We start from the raw sequence: 14,309 nt of genomic DNA, 5'->3' as shown, positions 1-14,309 counted from the left end.
TTTTCTAAATGACCTAAGTACCCATTATAGATATTATGAATAAGATTCAGGCAGCGCTTTTGTTTATTGTTATTAAGAAAACCATGCCACGAAAATTTTTTTATTACATCTATAATATCGTCAGTTTTGAGAAAATATTAACTTCGGGAACAGAACTTTCTTAATTAAAGAGAACTTAGATGCTTCATCAGGACGCCTGCTATATTTGCACAGGGTACCTGTCTGGTGACAGCTCCTATGTTGTAGGCTACCATTGGCATTCCGTAAACAACGCAGCTATCCGCATCCTGTCCAATGGTAAAGGCTCCCTTTTTTTTCATCTTAAGAAGTCCGTCGGCCCCATCACGCCCCATTCCGGTCATAATGATCCCCACGGAGGAGGCCCCGGCCGTGTCGGCTACGGACTGGAAAAGAACATCCACGGAAGGACGGTGCCCGCTTACCTTTTCACCGGAATAGCAGTTTACCGTGTAACGGCTGCCCATTTTCACTACCTTCATCTGTAAGTCGCCGGGAGCGATCAGCACCTGGCCCCTTTCTATGGTATCCCCGCTTTGGGCTTCTTTTACGTTCATGGCGCAGAGCCTGTTTAAACGGTCTGCATACATTTTGGTAAAGCCCTCCGGCATATGCTGGGTGACCACAATACCGGGTGTGTCCGCAGGAAGGTCTTTAAGCACCTGGAGAGTGGCTTCTGTTCCGCCTGTAGAAGCGCCTATGGCAATAATGGTATTGCAGGCATTCATGGAAAAGGTCATTTTTCCCACAGCAGGCTTACCAGGTTCAAGGGGAGGAGGGGTAGAAGCGGGGACCTTGATGACAGCACGGGAAGCAATAAAGATTTTGCTGATCAGTGTATTTAAAAATGTGCTGGCAGTATTGCTGCTGGATAAGTCAGGTTTTCTTACAAAGTCCACAGCGCCTGCAGAAAGGGCTTCAAACACGTTTAAATTAAGAGAAGAGACTAAAATGACTGGAACCGGGTGTTTGGGAAGAAGTTTTTTTACAAACTCAATACCATTGACCATGGGCATCTCCACATCAAGTGTTACTACGTCTGGTTTAAGTACAGGAATCTTACGTTCCGCGTCAAATGCATCAACAGCATATCCGATCACTTCTATATTAGGATTTTGAGAGAGATTATCCATTAATACCTTGCGAAACAGCAGGGAATCATCTACTATGAAAACCCGGATTTTATTGGCCATAATTTATTCCTCCTGTTATTTCTTTTTGCCTGCCCACGTTTTATTGGCAGAGCTGCCTCACTTTATCGGGCATAAAGGGATACCCGAAAGAGATTACGTTCATAAGTCGTTACAGTTCAGCTATGCCATATATAATTGTATACTGGTGAATCAAGGGAATATGTTTGCATATCCGGCTGATTCATAAATTCAAGCTGAAAGCTTTTTTTCTTTCAACCTTTGGCGGATAGAACATTGATTCGCCGCTGACTCGTCGAACCGCAGCCCAAAATCCGTGTAATATAAAATCCATTTACTGAAATGGAGAGACAGTAAATAGATTTTATATTACGCAGATCATTCTTTTCGGTAAGTAGCCGGCATTAAGTACCGGTAAGGTGTTTTTTTCTTTGTTGATTGTTTCAGAGTGACCAATAAATAAGTATCCACCTGGGGCAGTTGCGTCATAGAATCGCTGAATCAGCCCATCTTTGGTATTCTGATCAAAATAAATCATGACATTCCTGCAAAAAAATAATATCAAACTTCAATCGGAACCGAATGGGGTCCATAAGATTGAAGGTCTGGAAAATTACATTTGATTTAATTGCCGGAGCTACGGAATACAATCCCTGCTCCGGGGTTTTGACAAAGTATTTGGATATCCACCCAGGAGATAAGTTCTTTAAAGAATCCTCATCATACACCGCTTCCTTTGCAGCTTTTAAGGCATTCTGAGAAATATCCGTGGCAAGGACCCTGGTGTCCCAGAGGGCGGCCTGGGCCCCCAGGGTATCCTTGATGATCATGGAAATGGTATAAGGTTCTTCGCCAGAAGAACAGCCGGCACTCCAAATACTTAAAACTTTATTCTTTTTTTGTATTTATTAAATTAGGAAGAACAGTATTCTGAAAAAAGTTAAAATGAGCCTCTTCCCGCATAAAGTAGGTGTAGTTGGTTGTAAGCTTGTTGAGCATTATTTCCAGATCAGCCTGATTCTTTGATGAAAGAATGTGATCTACATAATCTGTGAAGGAAGTGTATCCCATGGAAATGATGGTGTTTGACAATCTTCCCATAATGAGCTGCATCTTTTTAGACAAGTCGATTCCGTAATTTTTTTTCATGAAATCCACCAGTCGCATGAAATCATGCTGCGAAATAGTTAACATAGGGCGGCCATCCTTTATGAGTTATTGACTAAGGCTTCGCAATCCAGAAGAAGGACAATGTGGTTATCCGAAACGGATATCATGCCGCTGACCAGTTCTTCCCGGTTATTGGCCGGAACCGGTGAGATTCTGGAATAGTCAATATCAAGAACCTGCTCCACAGAATCCACGATGATTCCTATAAAAACAGAATCCACATTTAAAACAATGATACAGCTTGAGCTGGTATATTCAATGTCCGGTTTGCCAAGTCTTGACCGGATATCCATGATGGGAACGATCTGCCCTCTTAAGTTGATGATTCCCTTTACATAGCCTGGCACCATAGGCATAGCAGTAATGGTATGGTTGGTGATGATTTCAATAATATAATTGGTGCTCACACCAAAGGTCAGGTTCTCTGTACGGAAGGTTAAATAACGTTCCGTGGCTTCTGTCTGCGCAGAAGTAAAAACTTCGGATGTAGCTGTATTTTCTGCTGGCATTTGTATTCCTCCAATTCAATTCGGCTGCCCACACTTTCTGGGCTTAAAGGTATACCCCGTGGGTATTTTCATTAATAGTACTGATTTTGTGATGCGGCATGCAGGTTTAAAACGTCTAATATGATGCTGATACTGCCATCACCAAGAATGGTACAGCCGCTGATACCGGAATCCTTAACATTAAAGCTGTTTAAGAATACCGGGAGAGGTTTTACAACAACCTGCTGTTCTCCTAAGAGTTCATCGACAAAGAGGCAGTAAGATTTGTCACCGGATTCCACCCAAACCAGAATTCCATCTTCAATGCTTGTAATCTCGGTTTCAATATTATAAAGTCTGTGAATGCGGATGATGGGATAGAACTGATTCATGCACTTAACGATCTCATTACCTGCCGTATCATAGATCACTTCCTCATTCTTCACCTTAAAGGACTGACGGATATTCGCAATCGGAATAGTAAAGACTGATTTTCCCACTGAGATCTCCATACCATCCACAATTGCCATGGTAAGGGGGATTTTCAAAGTAGTGCACATGCCCTTGCCTAATTCACTGGAAATACTTATGGTGCCTCCAATATTTTCTACATTTTTCTTAACTACATCCATGCCAACTCCCCGGCCGGAAAATTCAGTGACTACTTCATTGGTTGAAAAGCCGGGAGCCAGAAGAAGACTTAAGATTTCTTTTTGAGAATATTCGCTTTCCGGTTTGGTGAGAATGCCGTTTTTCTTTGCTTTTGCAAGAATTGCTGCCGGATTCACGCCCTTTCCGTCATCGCTGATGGTAATGATGACTTCGTTGGTGGTGTGGCTTGCGGAGAGAGTCAGTTCTCCCTGAGGATTTTTTCCTGCGGCAATACGTTCTGCGGCAGTCTCTTCTATTCCATGGTCCATGGAATTGCGGACAATGTGCATGATGGGATCTCCGATGCTGTCTACGATGGACTTGTCAACTTCTGTATTTTCCCCGATAATGGTTAAGCGCACGTCTTTTTTTCAGCTTTTGCTTCATGTCCCGGACAATTCGGTTCATTTTCTGGAATACGCCGGATACAGGAACCATGCGCAGGGACATCACAATGTCCTGTAAATCATCGGTCAGCTTGCGAAGCTGTCTTGTGGCCTTTAAAAAGCTGTCAAGGTTCTTTAAATTCTGGATCTCAGGCGATGAAGTCACCATGGATTCCGTAATGACGATCTCACCGACGATTGCAACCAGGTTGTCCAGCTTTGCCAGATTTACGCTGATCAGATTCTGCTTGTTAGGCATCGGATGGCCGCTTCCTGGAACTGGAGAACCGGGGGCCGGGGTGGTTTCACCGGCAGATGGGGCTGAAACGGCCGTGGCATTCTGCTTTTCTGCAGTGTGAGCAGCCTTGGCACGTGGATTTTCAATCAGTTCATAGGAACGGATGTTGTTCATATTGTTGATATGGGATATGGCTGAGTCCGCTTCCTCACGGGATTGGAAGGTAAGGAAAAGCCTTTTTCAATAATAGGTCCGCAGCTCTGGCTGTTAGTCTCCACATCGGCAGGGTAATAGCCGAATTCCAGACCGGATTCTTTTAATGCGCTGATGATCATGAAAGCCCGAAGGTTTTCCATTCCGCAGCCTTCATCAAAGAAGATGCGAAGGAAAAGGCAGCCGCATCGTCCGGGCATTCTGCTAAGTCCAGACGGATTTCTTCCAGGCTGGAGACAGAGACCGGGGCTGAAATGACCGGCGCCGGCTGGGAAGCTTCTTTGGGACTGGAGGTGCCCGAAAGATCTTTTTCCCCGGCAGCGGCTGGAGTTTCATCGCTGATTTTTTTTAAGAAGCTATTAATTTCTTGGGTCAGATGGTCGACATTATCACTAAGCGGCTCATTATTTTCCACTTTTGAAACTTCAGCGCGAAGCATATCAGTAGATCGGAACATTAAGTCAAAAAGAGTGCTTTTGTGGGAACTGTCAAGGGATTCCAGACCATTCTCACGGATAAAAAAGAATAAATCTTCAATACGATGAGCTATCTGCATCAGAGAGTTAAACTCCATCATAGCGGAAGAACCCTTGATAGTGTGCATAATGCGGAAGATTTCATTTACGTCATCCACCGTAAAATCTCCTGCTTTTTCGGCTTCTATCAGGAGCTCGTCTAATTGCTCCAGGAGGGAATTGGTTTCAAACAGATACATATCAAGCATATTATCCATGCCGTTATCCATAATATTTACACCGCCTTGTCTAGTTTAGTATATGTCTATTTATCGGTATGGTTGGATAAAAAAATAATAGTAATTTAAATAACCTTTCGAAAAATATATAAAATACCAGTTTAATGGAGGCATAATATGGCAGATATTTTGAAAGTCACAACACCCCTTTCAGGTTATGATAATTCCACGATAAAGAACAACCCTCAGGCTGGCCAGGGAATCCATATTCAGAATCCCGTAGACCCTTCAAAAGTGACGAGAGGGATAACCGGACTGATTCCGGGGGAAACGGGGAACAACAGCTGGCATTCCAGTACGGGTCGAATTTTGGGGCATTTCTAAATCAGGTAAAGAACATACCCGATCTTTCCAAAATTTTTACCGATATTTTTTTTCAGGGCGAAGAAATGCTGACGGGCGGAGTCATGGGAGAGGAAGCAGCGCAGAAGATCGCTTCTTTTTTTGAGGCGGCCAAGATGCAGGGGGAAGAGATCCTGCCCTTTATGAAGGAACAGCTGAATCAGCAGTCCGCTTCAATGGAGGTATTTTTGACCAGCTGCGTCATGTGATGGCAGAAACAACTTCTGTGGATTTAAAAGCAGAGATTTTAAATTTTGTTAGAAAATTCAGTGATATGTCTTCCGGAAAGCATATACTTCATGATATATTTAATACAGTGAAGGATATGGAAGGATATGTTTTTAAGCAGACGAGGGAGCAGATCGAGGCCTTGCTTAAGGAACTGGACTTATCTGCACCCGAAGGGGATACTTCCCACAACAGCGCGCTCTTAAAGGAAAAAAATCCTCCCTTTTCTGGGCCGTTATATCGCAATGAATCACGACATGGGCACCATACGTGATAAGATTTCTCTTTTAACGATATTAATGGCAAGGTATGAGAATGGAAACAGGGAAGAAGTTTTACAATCCTTTTCAAGGCTTACAGGTTATCAGGGATTTCGTAAATTTTTTGGAACCATGACAATGGAGCAGTTCGATGAGCTGCTTAATCAGGTTGATTTAGAGCAGGCGGCAGGAAAAAAACCAATGGGCGGATAAGTTTATTGATTTTCTAAAGACCGGCGTGGATGGAGCACTGGCCTTGAGAATAAGCAGATGTTTCAGAATATGCTGCAATCCATGGTTTTAAATGAAAGTGTTTATATGCCTCTTTTACATCTGGCATTCCCCATGAATGTGGATGGGCGGAAACTGTTTTCCGAAATGTGGATTGATCCTGACGAGGAGGGCAGCAGCACCCAGGCAGGGGCAAAGCATACGACCAGAATTTTTGTTAAATTTGATATCAGGGAATTAGGTCAGTTTAAACTGCTGCTTTTTATGGGGACAATGCGGCTTCACTTCAGCTTTATTATCCGGAAAAGATGCAAAAATCAGAGGGCAATATTCATAAAGAGATTAAAAATATCCTTGACCGGTATCATTTCCGGGCAGACAGCATTTACCTCCAGGCAGGGGGCGGACCCACCTCCCCGGTAGAAGTATTCCCCAAAATCCAGGAAAGGAAAAATTCAGTTGATGTCAGAATTTAATAAAACGTTAAATAAAAAGGCGGTCGCGCTTAAATATGATGATGCAAAGAATTCTGCTCCGGTTATCGTGGCCTCCGGTATGGGATATATGGCGGAGAAAATAATAGAAACTGCCAATGAAAGCGGTGTACCCGTTTATGAGGATAATTCCCTGGCAACTATTTTGACCCAGCTTGAACTTGGGAGCCAGGTGCCGGATGAATTATACCAGACTATTGTGGATATTTACCTTTATTTCCTGAATTATGTACCTGGTCCGGTGGAAAAACCAACATCGGAGCCGGAGCCTGTACAGGAAACAGAGGAAGAAGAAATAATAAAAGAGGAAACGGTGGAGTAGGTTATGTTTATTGAATGTGAAAAAGCAAGTGTTTATACTTTGAATGGTGTCTATATCGCAGAGGTAAAGGTAGTTGATTCCCATAAGGACAGTATGGGACTTATCTTTGAAGAGGAAGATATGGATAAAGTGAGCACAGAATCCGTAATCGTATTTTATGACGGCGTTCAAGGGCTTGTTACATGCAAATGCCGTTTATCCGGAAGGGTAAAGATCAATGGCGATGAAATCGGAGAGATCGGAAATGCGATCTACAAGGTTCCATGCCTGATTGATGAATTGATCGGCATAGAACAAAGACGGCGTGACCTTAAGGTCAGGATTTCCTTACCGGTTACCTTGGAAACAGCAGATTCAGACGGAAAGGTAACACATATAGCCGCTAAAATAAAAGATATCAGTGCAGGCGGGATTGGGCTTGAATCAGCTGTTGAACTAAAGCAGGATCAGATCTTTTCTTTTTTTGTTTGAAACTGACAGCGATTGTACCAGACTCAAAGGCTCTATTCTATGGGTGAATAAACTGTCAGGTGAGAATGAACCGCCCCGCTACCGGTATGGCAGCCGTTTCTTTGATATGACATCTTATCAGGAATCCATGGTCAGAAAGTTCACTTTTCTGGAACAGCTGAAAAGAAGAAAGACACAGTAAATGTTTATTGGAGAATAGGAATATGATGGAACAGGTAAATGCAAAGAAACCATAATATGCTGTATATAACTTAGCGGTAGTTTAAACTGTTGAATAAAGGCGTATTTATTAAAAAGGAGCGATTTCATGAAACAACAAAAGAGGGGATTGGCAATAGTTATTTTAGCAGCTTTTTGCCTGTGTCTCTTCCCTGAAAAAGCAATGGCAACAGAGGCAATCAATTCAATCAGCATTAAGGTGGTACTTAATATCGAGGCAGGCGACCGTCTGCCTGACATACAGATTAATAAAACCGGTGGGGAATGCTATGTGAACTCCGGTGATAAAAAGTACACGGTCAGGGATGCGAAGTGGGTCACCTCCACCTCAAAGGATATGTCGGTAGGGGAAGAACCCAGGATGAGTGTGACCCTTACTCCTTCCGATGAATACGATGCTTATTTTAAGTCCTCTTATGAGGCTGCTAAGATGAAAATCACAGGTGGTTCCTATGTCAGCGCAAAGCGAAATGGCAGTGACCTGATTGTCACCTTAAGGACGAAGCCTGTCAAAGGCCTGTACGCGGAACCGGAAGATGTGGGCTGGAAGGATACAAGGCTTGGCCAGGCTGTCTGGTCCAAGGGAGATAACACTTCAGGCGCTTATGAATTATGGCTTTATTGCGGTAAAAAGATCATATTAAAAAAAAGAGCAGGTAAAAGCCACTTCCTATAATTTCTATCCGTATATGACAGAGGAAGGAACTTACTCTTACAAAATCCGTTCTGTCCCATATAAACAGGATGAACTGAAGAATGGAAAGAAAAGCGGCTGGGTGGAGTCTGACGAACTGGTTATCAGGGACCGGGATGTATCCGATGGAACAGGAAAAGACTCAGACACAATTGCCGGTTCAGCGAATGGCTCCGGGGTAAAAGAAGGCTGGGATCAGCAGTCCGGAGTGTGGTACTACCGGTATGCCGATGGAACGGTTCAGGCTAATTCCTGGATGGAACTTGATAACGTATGGTACCGCTTTGACCAGGAAGGAAAGATGGTAACAGGCTGGTTTATCCTGGATTCCGATATCTATTATATGAATTCCAAAGGGGCAATGGTGACCGGCTGGAATAAAATTGACAATACATGGTATTATTTTTATCCGGACAACGGCTACGAGGCCCCCATGGGAGCAGCCGCAACCAACTGGCAGGTCATAGATGGCTATTATCATTATTTTAACAGCCAGGGTGCCATGCAGAAGGATTGGATCAACCAGGCAGGAAGATGGTATTATTTAAATACCATACAGGGGAACTTAGAGGGAGCGATGCTGAAGGGCTTATTCACCCGGAATGGGCATACATATTTTACCGGGGAAGACGGAGTCATGGTAACCGGCTGGCAGAAGATCGATGGACTGTGGCGTTATTTTAATCAGGATGGCACAATGGCGGTTAATACGGTAATCAATGGATTTCCGGTGAATGAAGATGGAGTATGGGTACAATGATGAGAGATAAAAGAAGAAAACTGCATACGATGTTCCTTGCTGTGCTGGTGGCAGCATTTACATGCTTACCGGCTGTTATGTCCTATGCTGCCGATTCTGTTGTGATTCGAAGCGTGAATCTTAAGTTTGACAGCCAGTATGGGAATGAAGAAATACTGATGCCTGGTATTTCCACATCCACTGTCGGAGTATCGGTAAAGGAGGCAGTCTGGAAACGGGATATCAGCAAATGGAAGGCATCAAAGAATGAACGGGTCAGCGTGTTTTTAACATCAGACACTACGATATTTGCAAATGCCTACAACCGGTCAGAGTGCAAGGTTACTGGGGCGAAGTTCGTTTCCGCCAAAGCCCTGGATAACAATACCCTGGAAGTAAAGGTGGATTATGTTCCCGTAGTAATTTTAGGAAGAACAGCCAGGGCCGGCTGGAGCGACAGCAAAAAGACAAAGGCAGTGTGGGAAAAGGTTGAATTTGCTACGGGGTATCAGGTTGCCCTGTATGCAGATGATAAACTGAAGAAGCGCATTTCCGTGGAAACCAATATGGTGGATCTTTCTGAATACATGGATAAGGATGCTGTTTATTACTATGAAGTCCGGGCAATCGGCTATACTACCGATGACCGGAAATATATGAAGGAAGGGGACTATGTCACTTCCGATGATACGATTATGGAATATGACGGCGATACATCAGGTAAATGGAAGGGAAATACCTACAAGCAGGAGGACGGCGGAGTCCCCAGGAATAGCTGGAAGCAGATATTAAATGACTGGTATTATTTTGACGGGAATGGAGTTTACCAGACAGGCTGGCTCCTGTCAGGTCAAAGATGGTATTATATGAATCCCAAGGATGGAAAATTACTCACAGGCTGGCAGTTTGTCAATGGGAAATGGTATTATTTAAATCCGGGCGGAGGAGAGATGCTGACGGGCTGGATACAGACCCAGCCAGGAATCTGGTATTATTTAAATCCGGATGGCAGCATGGCAAGCAGCACAAATGTGGGCAATTATTGGGTGGATGCTTCAGGAAGATGGATTCCGTAAAAGCCGGAGATTGACGGGAGGATTAAATTTTGGCAACGATAGACCAGTTAAGGCTGTCTGCACTTACCAGTGCAAAGGCAGGGCAGGCAGGATATACGGCAGCTTCATCTGCCAAAGGGAATTTTAAGCAGATTTTAAAATCAGTAGTAAAGGCTCCGGAAAACCTTGAGGCCATATTCAAAGAGGCGTCTAAAAAATACGGTGTTTCCGAAAAACTGTTAAAGGCAGTTGCTAAGGCAGAATCGAATTTTAACCCATCTGCTACTTCAAAGAAGGGGGCTGCCGGAGTGATGCAGCTGATGCCAGCCACTGCCAGATCCCTTGGAGTGGACGATCCTTATGATGCAAGAAGCAATATTATGGGGGAGCTAAATATTTAAAAGAAAATCTGGAACGGTATAAAGGGAATGTGGATCTCACCCTGGCGGCTTATAATGCGGGCAGCAATAATGTAAGCAAATATGGAGGAATCCCTCCTTTTAAGGAAACACAGGAGTATGTAAAGAAGGTTAAGAATTATATGGGTGATTCCGAAACTTCAGGATATTTGGCGGACGTATCAAGTAATCTGCAATATCTTCCAGATCAGACATTGGAAGGTGAAAGCGAAAGCGAAAGCCTTGTACCGGCTAAATCCGATTATCTTTATTTGATCGAACTGATGAAGCTTCGGATGCAGATGGCTTCCTACAGCATTTCCGGTCAGTTTGATTCTGATGATTCAGCAGTTGGATCAATCTATAATTTATAAAATAAAGCCTAATGGAAAATCGAAAGAAATAGATTTCATTAGGCTTTATTTAATTAATAATAAATAACATATTATTTTAGTTATATATAAGATCTGTTTGTTGCGAAGATCTTACTTTTTGGAAATTGCATCACTTACTTTTACCAGCGCCTCAATAAAATATGATTTTTTAATGGGCTTAAAAACAAAAGGAATATTGGGACCCAATTCCTGCACCTTCCGATGTGTTTCATCATAGACAAGAGAACTGATGATGATGATCCCTGCCTCTGGATGATGCTCCAACAGGCGTTTGGAAGCTTCGATACCATCAATTCCAGGCATTATAATATCCATGGTCACAATATCAGGCTTTTCCCTTTCATAGGCTTCCAGAGCCTCCTCACCGCTTCTGCACTGGTAGATTACGTCAAAATTTGTACCTTTCAGTAATTGTTCTATCTCACTGCGTGTTACAATTGAATCATCGACGATCATAATAGTTTTTTTTCATATAGCTTCCCTCCTTCTGAGTTAATTACTTCCGATCGTAATTTCACCTTCGTTATTTTTATAAATGATACTTCTGGAGTATTCCTCCTGAACCAACAGGCTGGAAGAGCCGATTCGGATGCGAACCACGGGCAGCAGCTGCTGGCATTGAATGATTCCGGATTGTTCCTTGTCAATTGTGTCTATTTCTTCCAGACGGTTTGTGATCTCCTGTTCCCGGATGCTTAAATAGGTGGAAGCCTGCTTTAAATCCTCCAATAAATGCTGTTTATCCTGTCTCTGGGTGGTTTCAAGATAGGTGATATTTTTTTCTCACTTCCGACATGTTATGATGAAGCTGCTCCAGTTCCCTGGTAAGACGGGCGGATTCCTCCACGTTTTTAGGAACATTTGCAATTATTAATTCGGTAATGAGCCGCCGGACTTTGGAACCAATAATACGTGCATTGATGCTGTTGGCAGCCAGAAGGGTTCCGCCGATAATGACGCCCATGCCGGAGGTAACAATAATATCCTGACCGCTTTCTATTTTGGAGTTGATAATGCTTTCTGCATATACATTTCCTCCGGCGGTGACCGTGCAATGCTCCAGGTAGCGACATTTGATATCGGAGTCAGAGGTCAGAGTACCGCGGCCGTTTCCAGACATACCGCTGGCAATGGTAATGGCTCCCTGAGCAGTAATCTGGGCACCTTCTACGGAGCCCCGGACGTCAATGCTTCCGGTAGCCTTCACCGAAAAACCATTTCTTACATCTCCGGTAATCAATATATCGCCGTCATAATCTAAGTTTCCCGTGCTGTTATCAATATCACCACTTATCTTAAGGATAGGATCTACCTGGAATTTTCCATTAACAAATGTTACATGGCCGGTTTTTTGAGAAAGGAGCAGAGTCCGGTCCTCCGAAAGCTTTGTATTGCGGCCTGCAGGCACGGGAACATCAGTTCCCTTAATGGTACAGGGATAAGGCTGCCCGGTTATGGTCATACCATTTTCACCCGGAAAAGCAAGAGTAATACTGCAGATCGCTTCTCCATCTTTGACAGACTGAATATTATTTAATTTTTTTTGTAATCCACAGATCCGTTTTCATCTTCTATAAATTCAAGCTTAAGATCACGTTTAAAATGGTCTTTAATAGAACCATCAATTCCGTCACGCGCAAGGATTCCCTTTGCAATTAGTACGGCCTGGCCATAGACCTGATTTTCAACAATTGATTTCAGAGACTCCTCTATAATTCCGGTAGATACATGTTCCTGATTGAGGATTGATTTTAAGTCCTCTTCCTTTATATCCTGGCCGCCGTTAAATGGAGGGATCACATAAATCCACGCAGCCATCCGATCCTTTGAGATATTAATATAGGCCTGAGCCGCCCTTGGCTCGGGATCCTGCTCTTGTGCAGCTTCGGTTGTCCGTTTAATAACATTGGATAATGATTGCATTTTACTGGTGAACTGAGCACATTCAATGCATAATGCCTCTTCGTCGATCCGTACAATAAGCGGATCATCGGATGGCTCCCATATAAAAGAACAAGGAGGTTTGTTTTCCATTTCGAAAAATGCGGTTGTTGCGGCAGAACTTTTTTTGTGCGGCTGGATCGGATACTGTTTCAATAAGATCTTCATTTGGGGATTCTTCAGGTGAAACATCATCAGTTGTATCAGACATCTCTGAAGGCTCCGCAAAGCGTCTTACATTTTGGAAAAGGCTAAAGAATCCTTTTTTTAGTTTTTTTCTTTCATTTTCTTCCCCTAACATTAAAAAAATACCTGCTACTTTTAACCTGTATGCAAGTAATTGGCTGATTTCTATCGTTTCTTTGGCTGGAGTCAATAGACGTCACGTTATGACGCTGTTTGGCTTCGCAAGCAAAGAAATGCTGACTCCTGTTTCTGGTCATTCCATTCCTATGTATATATAGTCAGATGAGATTAGTCTTGAGCCTTTGTTAATCAGATTACCTGGATCGAGCCATGAGAATCTATTTCGTTGCACGCTGGATTTAATCCTGCCCGGTCTTTTTGGAATTACACTCCTTGAATTATCTATTAATGATAATAATCTGTCATACAGATTGCCGGGCATTGAATTACAGGGTACCGGGATCCTTGATCCAAGACACGTCATAGGAACACCTCCTTCTTAAATTACAAATCGGTTTTACTTTTATATCGGCAAACTATACTATAAATATAACATAATAGTTGCCTTTTGGTTACTTAATTTTAAATAAATATATTTGGTAACATAAAATAGTTACTAAAAACTGGAGTTGTGTAACCATTTCCGGTTTTATAAGAGAATTTTAAGACTAGGCTTACGGACATGCTGCCAGGTTTGCAAGGGGAATACAGCCTTTCTTGATACTTCTGGTGTAATCGCTTTATGGCAGAAGCATAGGCATAGGAAAAGCAAAGGCCATAATGTTTTTATGCTTTACGGGGCTGATCGTATCTATGATTGATTTTTGTATTTGCATATAGATTTTCTACTTTATATAGAAGCTATATACTCAAAAGAATAAATTATAAAAACAATTTAAAATAATTGTTGACTTTTGTCGAATGCTTTGGTATGATATAACTCGCCGCTGAAAACGGCGGCAAATTTCTTCTAAAACACATCGATGAACGATGAAAAAAAGTTTTAAAGAAAATTCAAAAATAGATTGACAGAAATAACCAGTTATGATATCCTATAAAAGTTGCTGCTGAGACAGCGACACAGGAAAAGCACTTTGAAAACAGAAGATTGAACAGTATGTAAAACCCTGAAAATTCTAATAAAACAAGTCATGTTTGATGGCTTTGAATGAGAAAATTTCAGAACGAATACAAGTAATTGTATACGAACCAAACAACAAGTAAAACGGGAAATAAATTAGCTAGTTAGTTGATTTTGACCCCAG

The 14,309-nt window shown here is 42.6% G+C and carries 27 protein-coding genes; 13 read left to right on the top strand and 14 right to left on the bottom strand.

All coding sequences use genetic code 11. The annotated features are described in order from the left end of the window. Positions 1–164 precede the first annotated feature (164 nt). The 9 genes from JCM10519_RS22195 to JCM10519_RS32985 form a co-directional block, all read right to left on the bottom strand. Positions 165–1,211 carry a chemotaxis-specific protein-glutamate methyltransferase CheB gene (locus JCM10519_RS22195; protein ID WP_054741924.1) on the bottom strand — a complete coding sequence of 349 codons (1,047 nt, stop codon included), beginning with the start codon at positions 1,209–1,211 and terminating at the stop codon, positions 165–167. 322 nt (positions 1,212–1,533) lie between these two features. Beyond that, the gene (locus JCM10519_RS33015) at positions 1,534–1,707 is read right to left on the bottom strand and encodes a CheR family methyltransferase (protein ID WP_347845151.1); all 174 of its coding nucleotides are present in this window, start codon (positions 1,705–1,707) and stop codon (positions 1,534–1,536) included. Further along, positions 1,694–2,047, bottom strand: coding sequence for a CheR family methyltransferase (locus tag JCM10519_RS33010; protein ID WP_347845176.1), 354 nt, complete (start codon positions 2,045–2,047; stop codon positions 1,694–1,696). Before JCM10519_RS33010 ends, JCM10519_RS33015 begins: the two co-directional genes overlap by 14 nt. A 10-nt stretch (positions 2,048–2,057) precedes the next feature. Continuing rightward, positions 2,058–2,363, bottom strand: coding sequence for a hypothetical protein (locus tag JCM10519_RS33005; RefSeq protein ID WP_347845150.1), 306 nt, complete (start codon positions 2,361–2,363; stop codon positions 2,058–2,060). 14 nt (positions 2,364–2,377) lie between these two features. Beyond that, positions 2,378–2,848 (bottom strand): chemotaxis protein CheW, encoded by a 471-nt coding sequence (locus JCM10519_RS22185; RefSeq protein ID WP_054741922.1) that lies wholly within the window; start codon positions 2,846–2,848, stop codon positions 2,378–2,380. Positions 2,849–2,919: 71 nt separating this feature from the next. Then, positions 2,920–3,840, bottom strand: a complete 921-nt coding sequence (locus JCM10519_RS33000) for a chemotaxis protein CheW (RefSeq protein WP_347845149.1) — start codon at positions 3,838–3,840, stop codon at positions 2,920–2,922. Beyond that, positions 3,803–4,276, bottom strand: coding sequence for a hypothetical protein (locus JCM10519_RS32995; protein ID WP_347845148.1), 474 nt, complete (start codon positions 4,274–4,276; stop codon positions 3,803–3,805). Before JCM10519_RS32995 ends, JCM10519_RS33000 begins: the two co-directional genes overlap by 38 nt. Next, the gene (locus tag JCM10519_RS32990; RefSeq protein WP_347845147.1) at positions 4,273–4,458 is read right to left on the bottom strand and encodes a hypothetical protein; all 186 of its coding nucleotides are present in this window, start codon (positions 4,456–4,458) and stop codon (positions 4,273–4,275) included. Before JCM10519_RS32990 ends, JCM10519_RS32995 begins: the two co-directional genes overlap by 4 nt. After that, positions 4,434–5,030, bottom strand: coding sequence for an Hpt domain-containing protein (locus JCM10519_RS32985; RefSeq protein ID WP_347845175.1), 597 nt, complete (start codon positions 5,028–5,030; stop codon positions 4,434–4,436). Before JCM10519_RS32985 ends, JCM10519_RS32990 begins: the two co-directional genes overlap by 25 nt. Positions 5,031–5,186: 156 nt before the next feature. Between JCM10519_RS32985 and JCM10519_RS22175 the strand changes: the two genes are divergently transcribed. From JCM10519_RS22175 to JCM10519_RS22120, 13 genes are all read left to right on the top strand, one after another. After that, complete coding sequence (locus tag JCM10519_RS22175) at positions 5,187–5,393, top strand: hypothetical protein (RefSeq protein ID WP_054741920.1); 207 nt, start codon at positions 5,187–5,189, stop codon at positions 5,391–5,393. A 65-nt stretch (positions 5,394–5,458) separates the two neighbouring features. Beyond that, the gene (locus JCM10519_RS32980; RefSeq protein ID WP_347845146.1) at positions 5,459–5,620 is read left to right on the top strand and encodes a hypothetical protein; all 162 of its coding nucleotides are present in this window, start codon (positions 5,459–5,461) and stop codon (positions 5,618–5,620) included. Then, on the top strand, positions 5,620–5,913 hold the full coding sequence (locus JCM10519_RS22170) for a hypothetical protein (RefSeq protein ID WP_054741917.1): 294 nt from the start codon (positions 5,620–5,622) through the stop codon (positions 5,911–5,913). The genes JCM10519_RS32980 and JCM10519_RS22170 overlap by 1 nt, the downstream gene beginning before the upstream one ends. After that, positions 5,885–6,112: a hypothetical protein gene (locus JCM10519_RS22165; protein ID WP_347845145.1), complete on the top strand. Its 228-nt coding sequence runs from the start codon at positions 5,885–5,887 to the stop codon at positions 6,110–6,112. The genes JCM10519_RS22170 and JCM10519_RS22165 overlap by 29 nt, the downstream gene beginning before the upstream one ends. Before the next feature lie 57 nt (positions 6,113–6,169). Continuing rightward, the gene (locus tag JCM10519_RS22160) at positions 6,170–6,553 is read left to right on the top strand and encodes a hypothetical protein (RefSeq protein ID WP_054741913.1); all 384 of its coding nucleotides are present in this window, start codon (positions 6,170–6,172) and stop codon (positions 6,551–6,553) included. A 39-nt stretch (positions 6,554–6,592) separates the two neighbouring features. Next, positions 6,593–6,946, top strand: coding sequence for an EscU/YscU/HrcU family type III secretion system export apparatus switch protein (locus JCM10519_RS22155; RefSeq protein ID WP_054741911.1), 354 nt, complete (start codon positions 6,593–6,595; stop codon positions 6,944–6,946). A gap of 3 nt (positions 6,947–6,949) precedes the next feature. Next, positions 6,950–7,417, top strand: a complete 468-nt coding sequence (locus JCM10519_RS22150) for a PilZ domain-containing protein (protein ID WP_054741909.1) — start codon at positions 6,950–6,952, stop codon at positions 7,415–7,417. A gap of 43 nt (positions 7,418–7,460) precedes the next feature. Further along, positions 7,461–7,598, top strand: coding sequence for a hypothetical protein (locus tag JCM10519_RS22145; RefSeq protein ID WP_347845144.1), 138 nt, complete (start codon positions 7,461–7,463; stop codon positions 7,596–7,598). Between the two features lie 126 nt (positions 7,599–7,724). Further along, positions 7,725–8,312, top strand: coding sequence for a hypothetical protein (locus JCM10519_RS22140; protein WP_054741906.1), 588 nt, complete (start codon positions 7,725–7,727; stop codon positions 8,310–8,312). Between the two features lie 13 nt (positions 8,313–8,325). Beyond that, positions 8,326–9,090: a hypothetical protein gene (locus JCM10519_RS22135; protein ID WP_054741904.1), complete on the top strand. Its 765-nt coding sequence runs from the start codon at positions 8,326–8,328 to the stop codon at positions 9,088–9,090. Then, complete coding sequence (locus tag JCM10519_RS22130; protein ID WP_054741902.1) at positions 9,087–10,145, top strand: hypothetical protein; 1,059 nt, start codon at positions 9,087–9,089, stop codon at positions 10,143–10,145. The genes JCM10519_RS22135 and JCM10519_RS22130 overlap by 4 nt, the downstream gene beginning before the upstream one ends. Before the next feature lie 29 nt (positions 10,146–10,174). Further along, positions 10,175–10,525, top strand: coding sequence for a transglycosylase SLT domain-containing protein (locus JCM10519_RS22125; protein ID WP_054741901.1), 351 nt, complete (start codon positions 10,175–10,177; stop codon positions 10,523–10,525). A gap of 29 nt (positions 10,526–10,554) precedes the next feature. Then, positions 10,555–10,896, top strand: a complete 342-nt coding sequence (locus tag JCM10519_RS22120; RefSeq protein ID WP_054741899.1) for a hypothetical protein — start codon at positions 10,555–10,557, stop codon at positions 10,894–10,896. A gap of 111 nt (positions 10,897–11,007) precedes the next feature. Here the strand turns inward: JCM10519_RS22120 and JCM10519_RS22115 are convergent, their stop codons facing one another. The 5 genes from JCM10519_RS22115 to JCM10519_RS22095 are packed head-to-tail and all read right to left on the bottom strand — an operon-like array spanning position 11,008 to position 13,159. Further along, positions 11,008–11,373 carry a response regulator gene (locus JCM10519_RS22115; protein ID WP_054741897.1) on the bottom strand — a complete coding sequence of 122 codons (366 nt, stop codon included), beginning with the start codon at positions 11,371–11,373 and terminating at the stop codon, positions 11,008–11,010. A 36-nt stretch (positions 11,374–11,409) separates the two neighbouring features. Continuing rightward, entirely contained in the window at positions 11,410–11,646 is a 237-nt protein-coding gene (locus tag JCM10519_RS22110; protein ID WP_054741895.1) for a hypothetical protein, read from the bottom strand. Positions 11,647–11,677: 31 nt separating this feature from the next. Continuing rightward, the gene (locus JCM10519_RS22105) at positions 11,678–12,409 is read right to left on the bottom strand and encodes a FapA family protein (protein WP_347845174.1); all 732 of its coding nucleotides are present in this window, start codon (positions 12,407–12,409) and stop codon (positions 11,678–11,680) included. A gap of 41 nt (positions 12,410–12,450) precedes the next feature. Beyond that, positions 12,451–12,951 (bottom strand): flagellar assembly protein A, encoded by a 501-nt coding sequence (locus JCM10519_RS22100; protein WP_347845143.1) that lies wholly within the window; start codon positions 12,949–12,951, stop codon positions 12,451–12,453. Next, positions 12,905–13,159, bottom strand: a complete 255-nt coding sequence (locus tag JCM10519_RS22095; RefSeq protein WP_054741889.1) for a hypothetical protein — start codon at positions 13,157–13,159, stop codon at positions 12,905–12,907. Before JCM10519_RS22095 ends, JCM10519_RS22100 begins: the two co-directional genes overlap by 47 nt. Positions 13,160–14,309 lie beyond the last annotated feature (1,150 nt).

This window comes from Clostridium sp. NkU-1 (genome assembly GCA_001312405.1).
The sequence above is the reverse complement of the archived record's forward strand: the minus strand, read 5'-3'. Positions and strand labels throughout refer to the sequence as shown.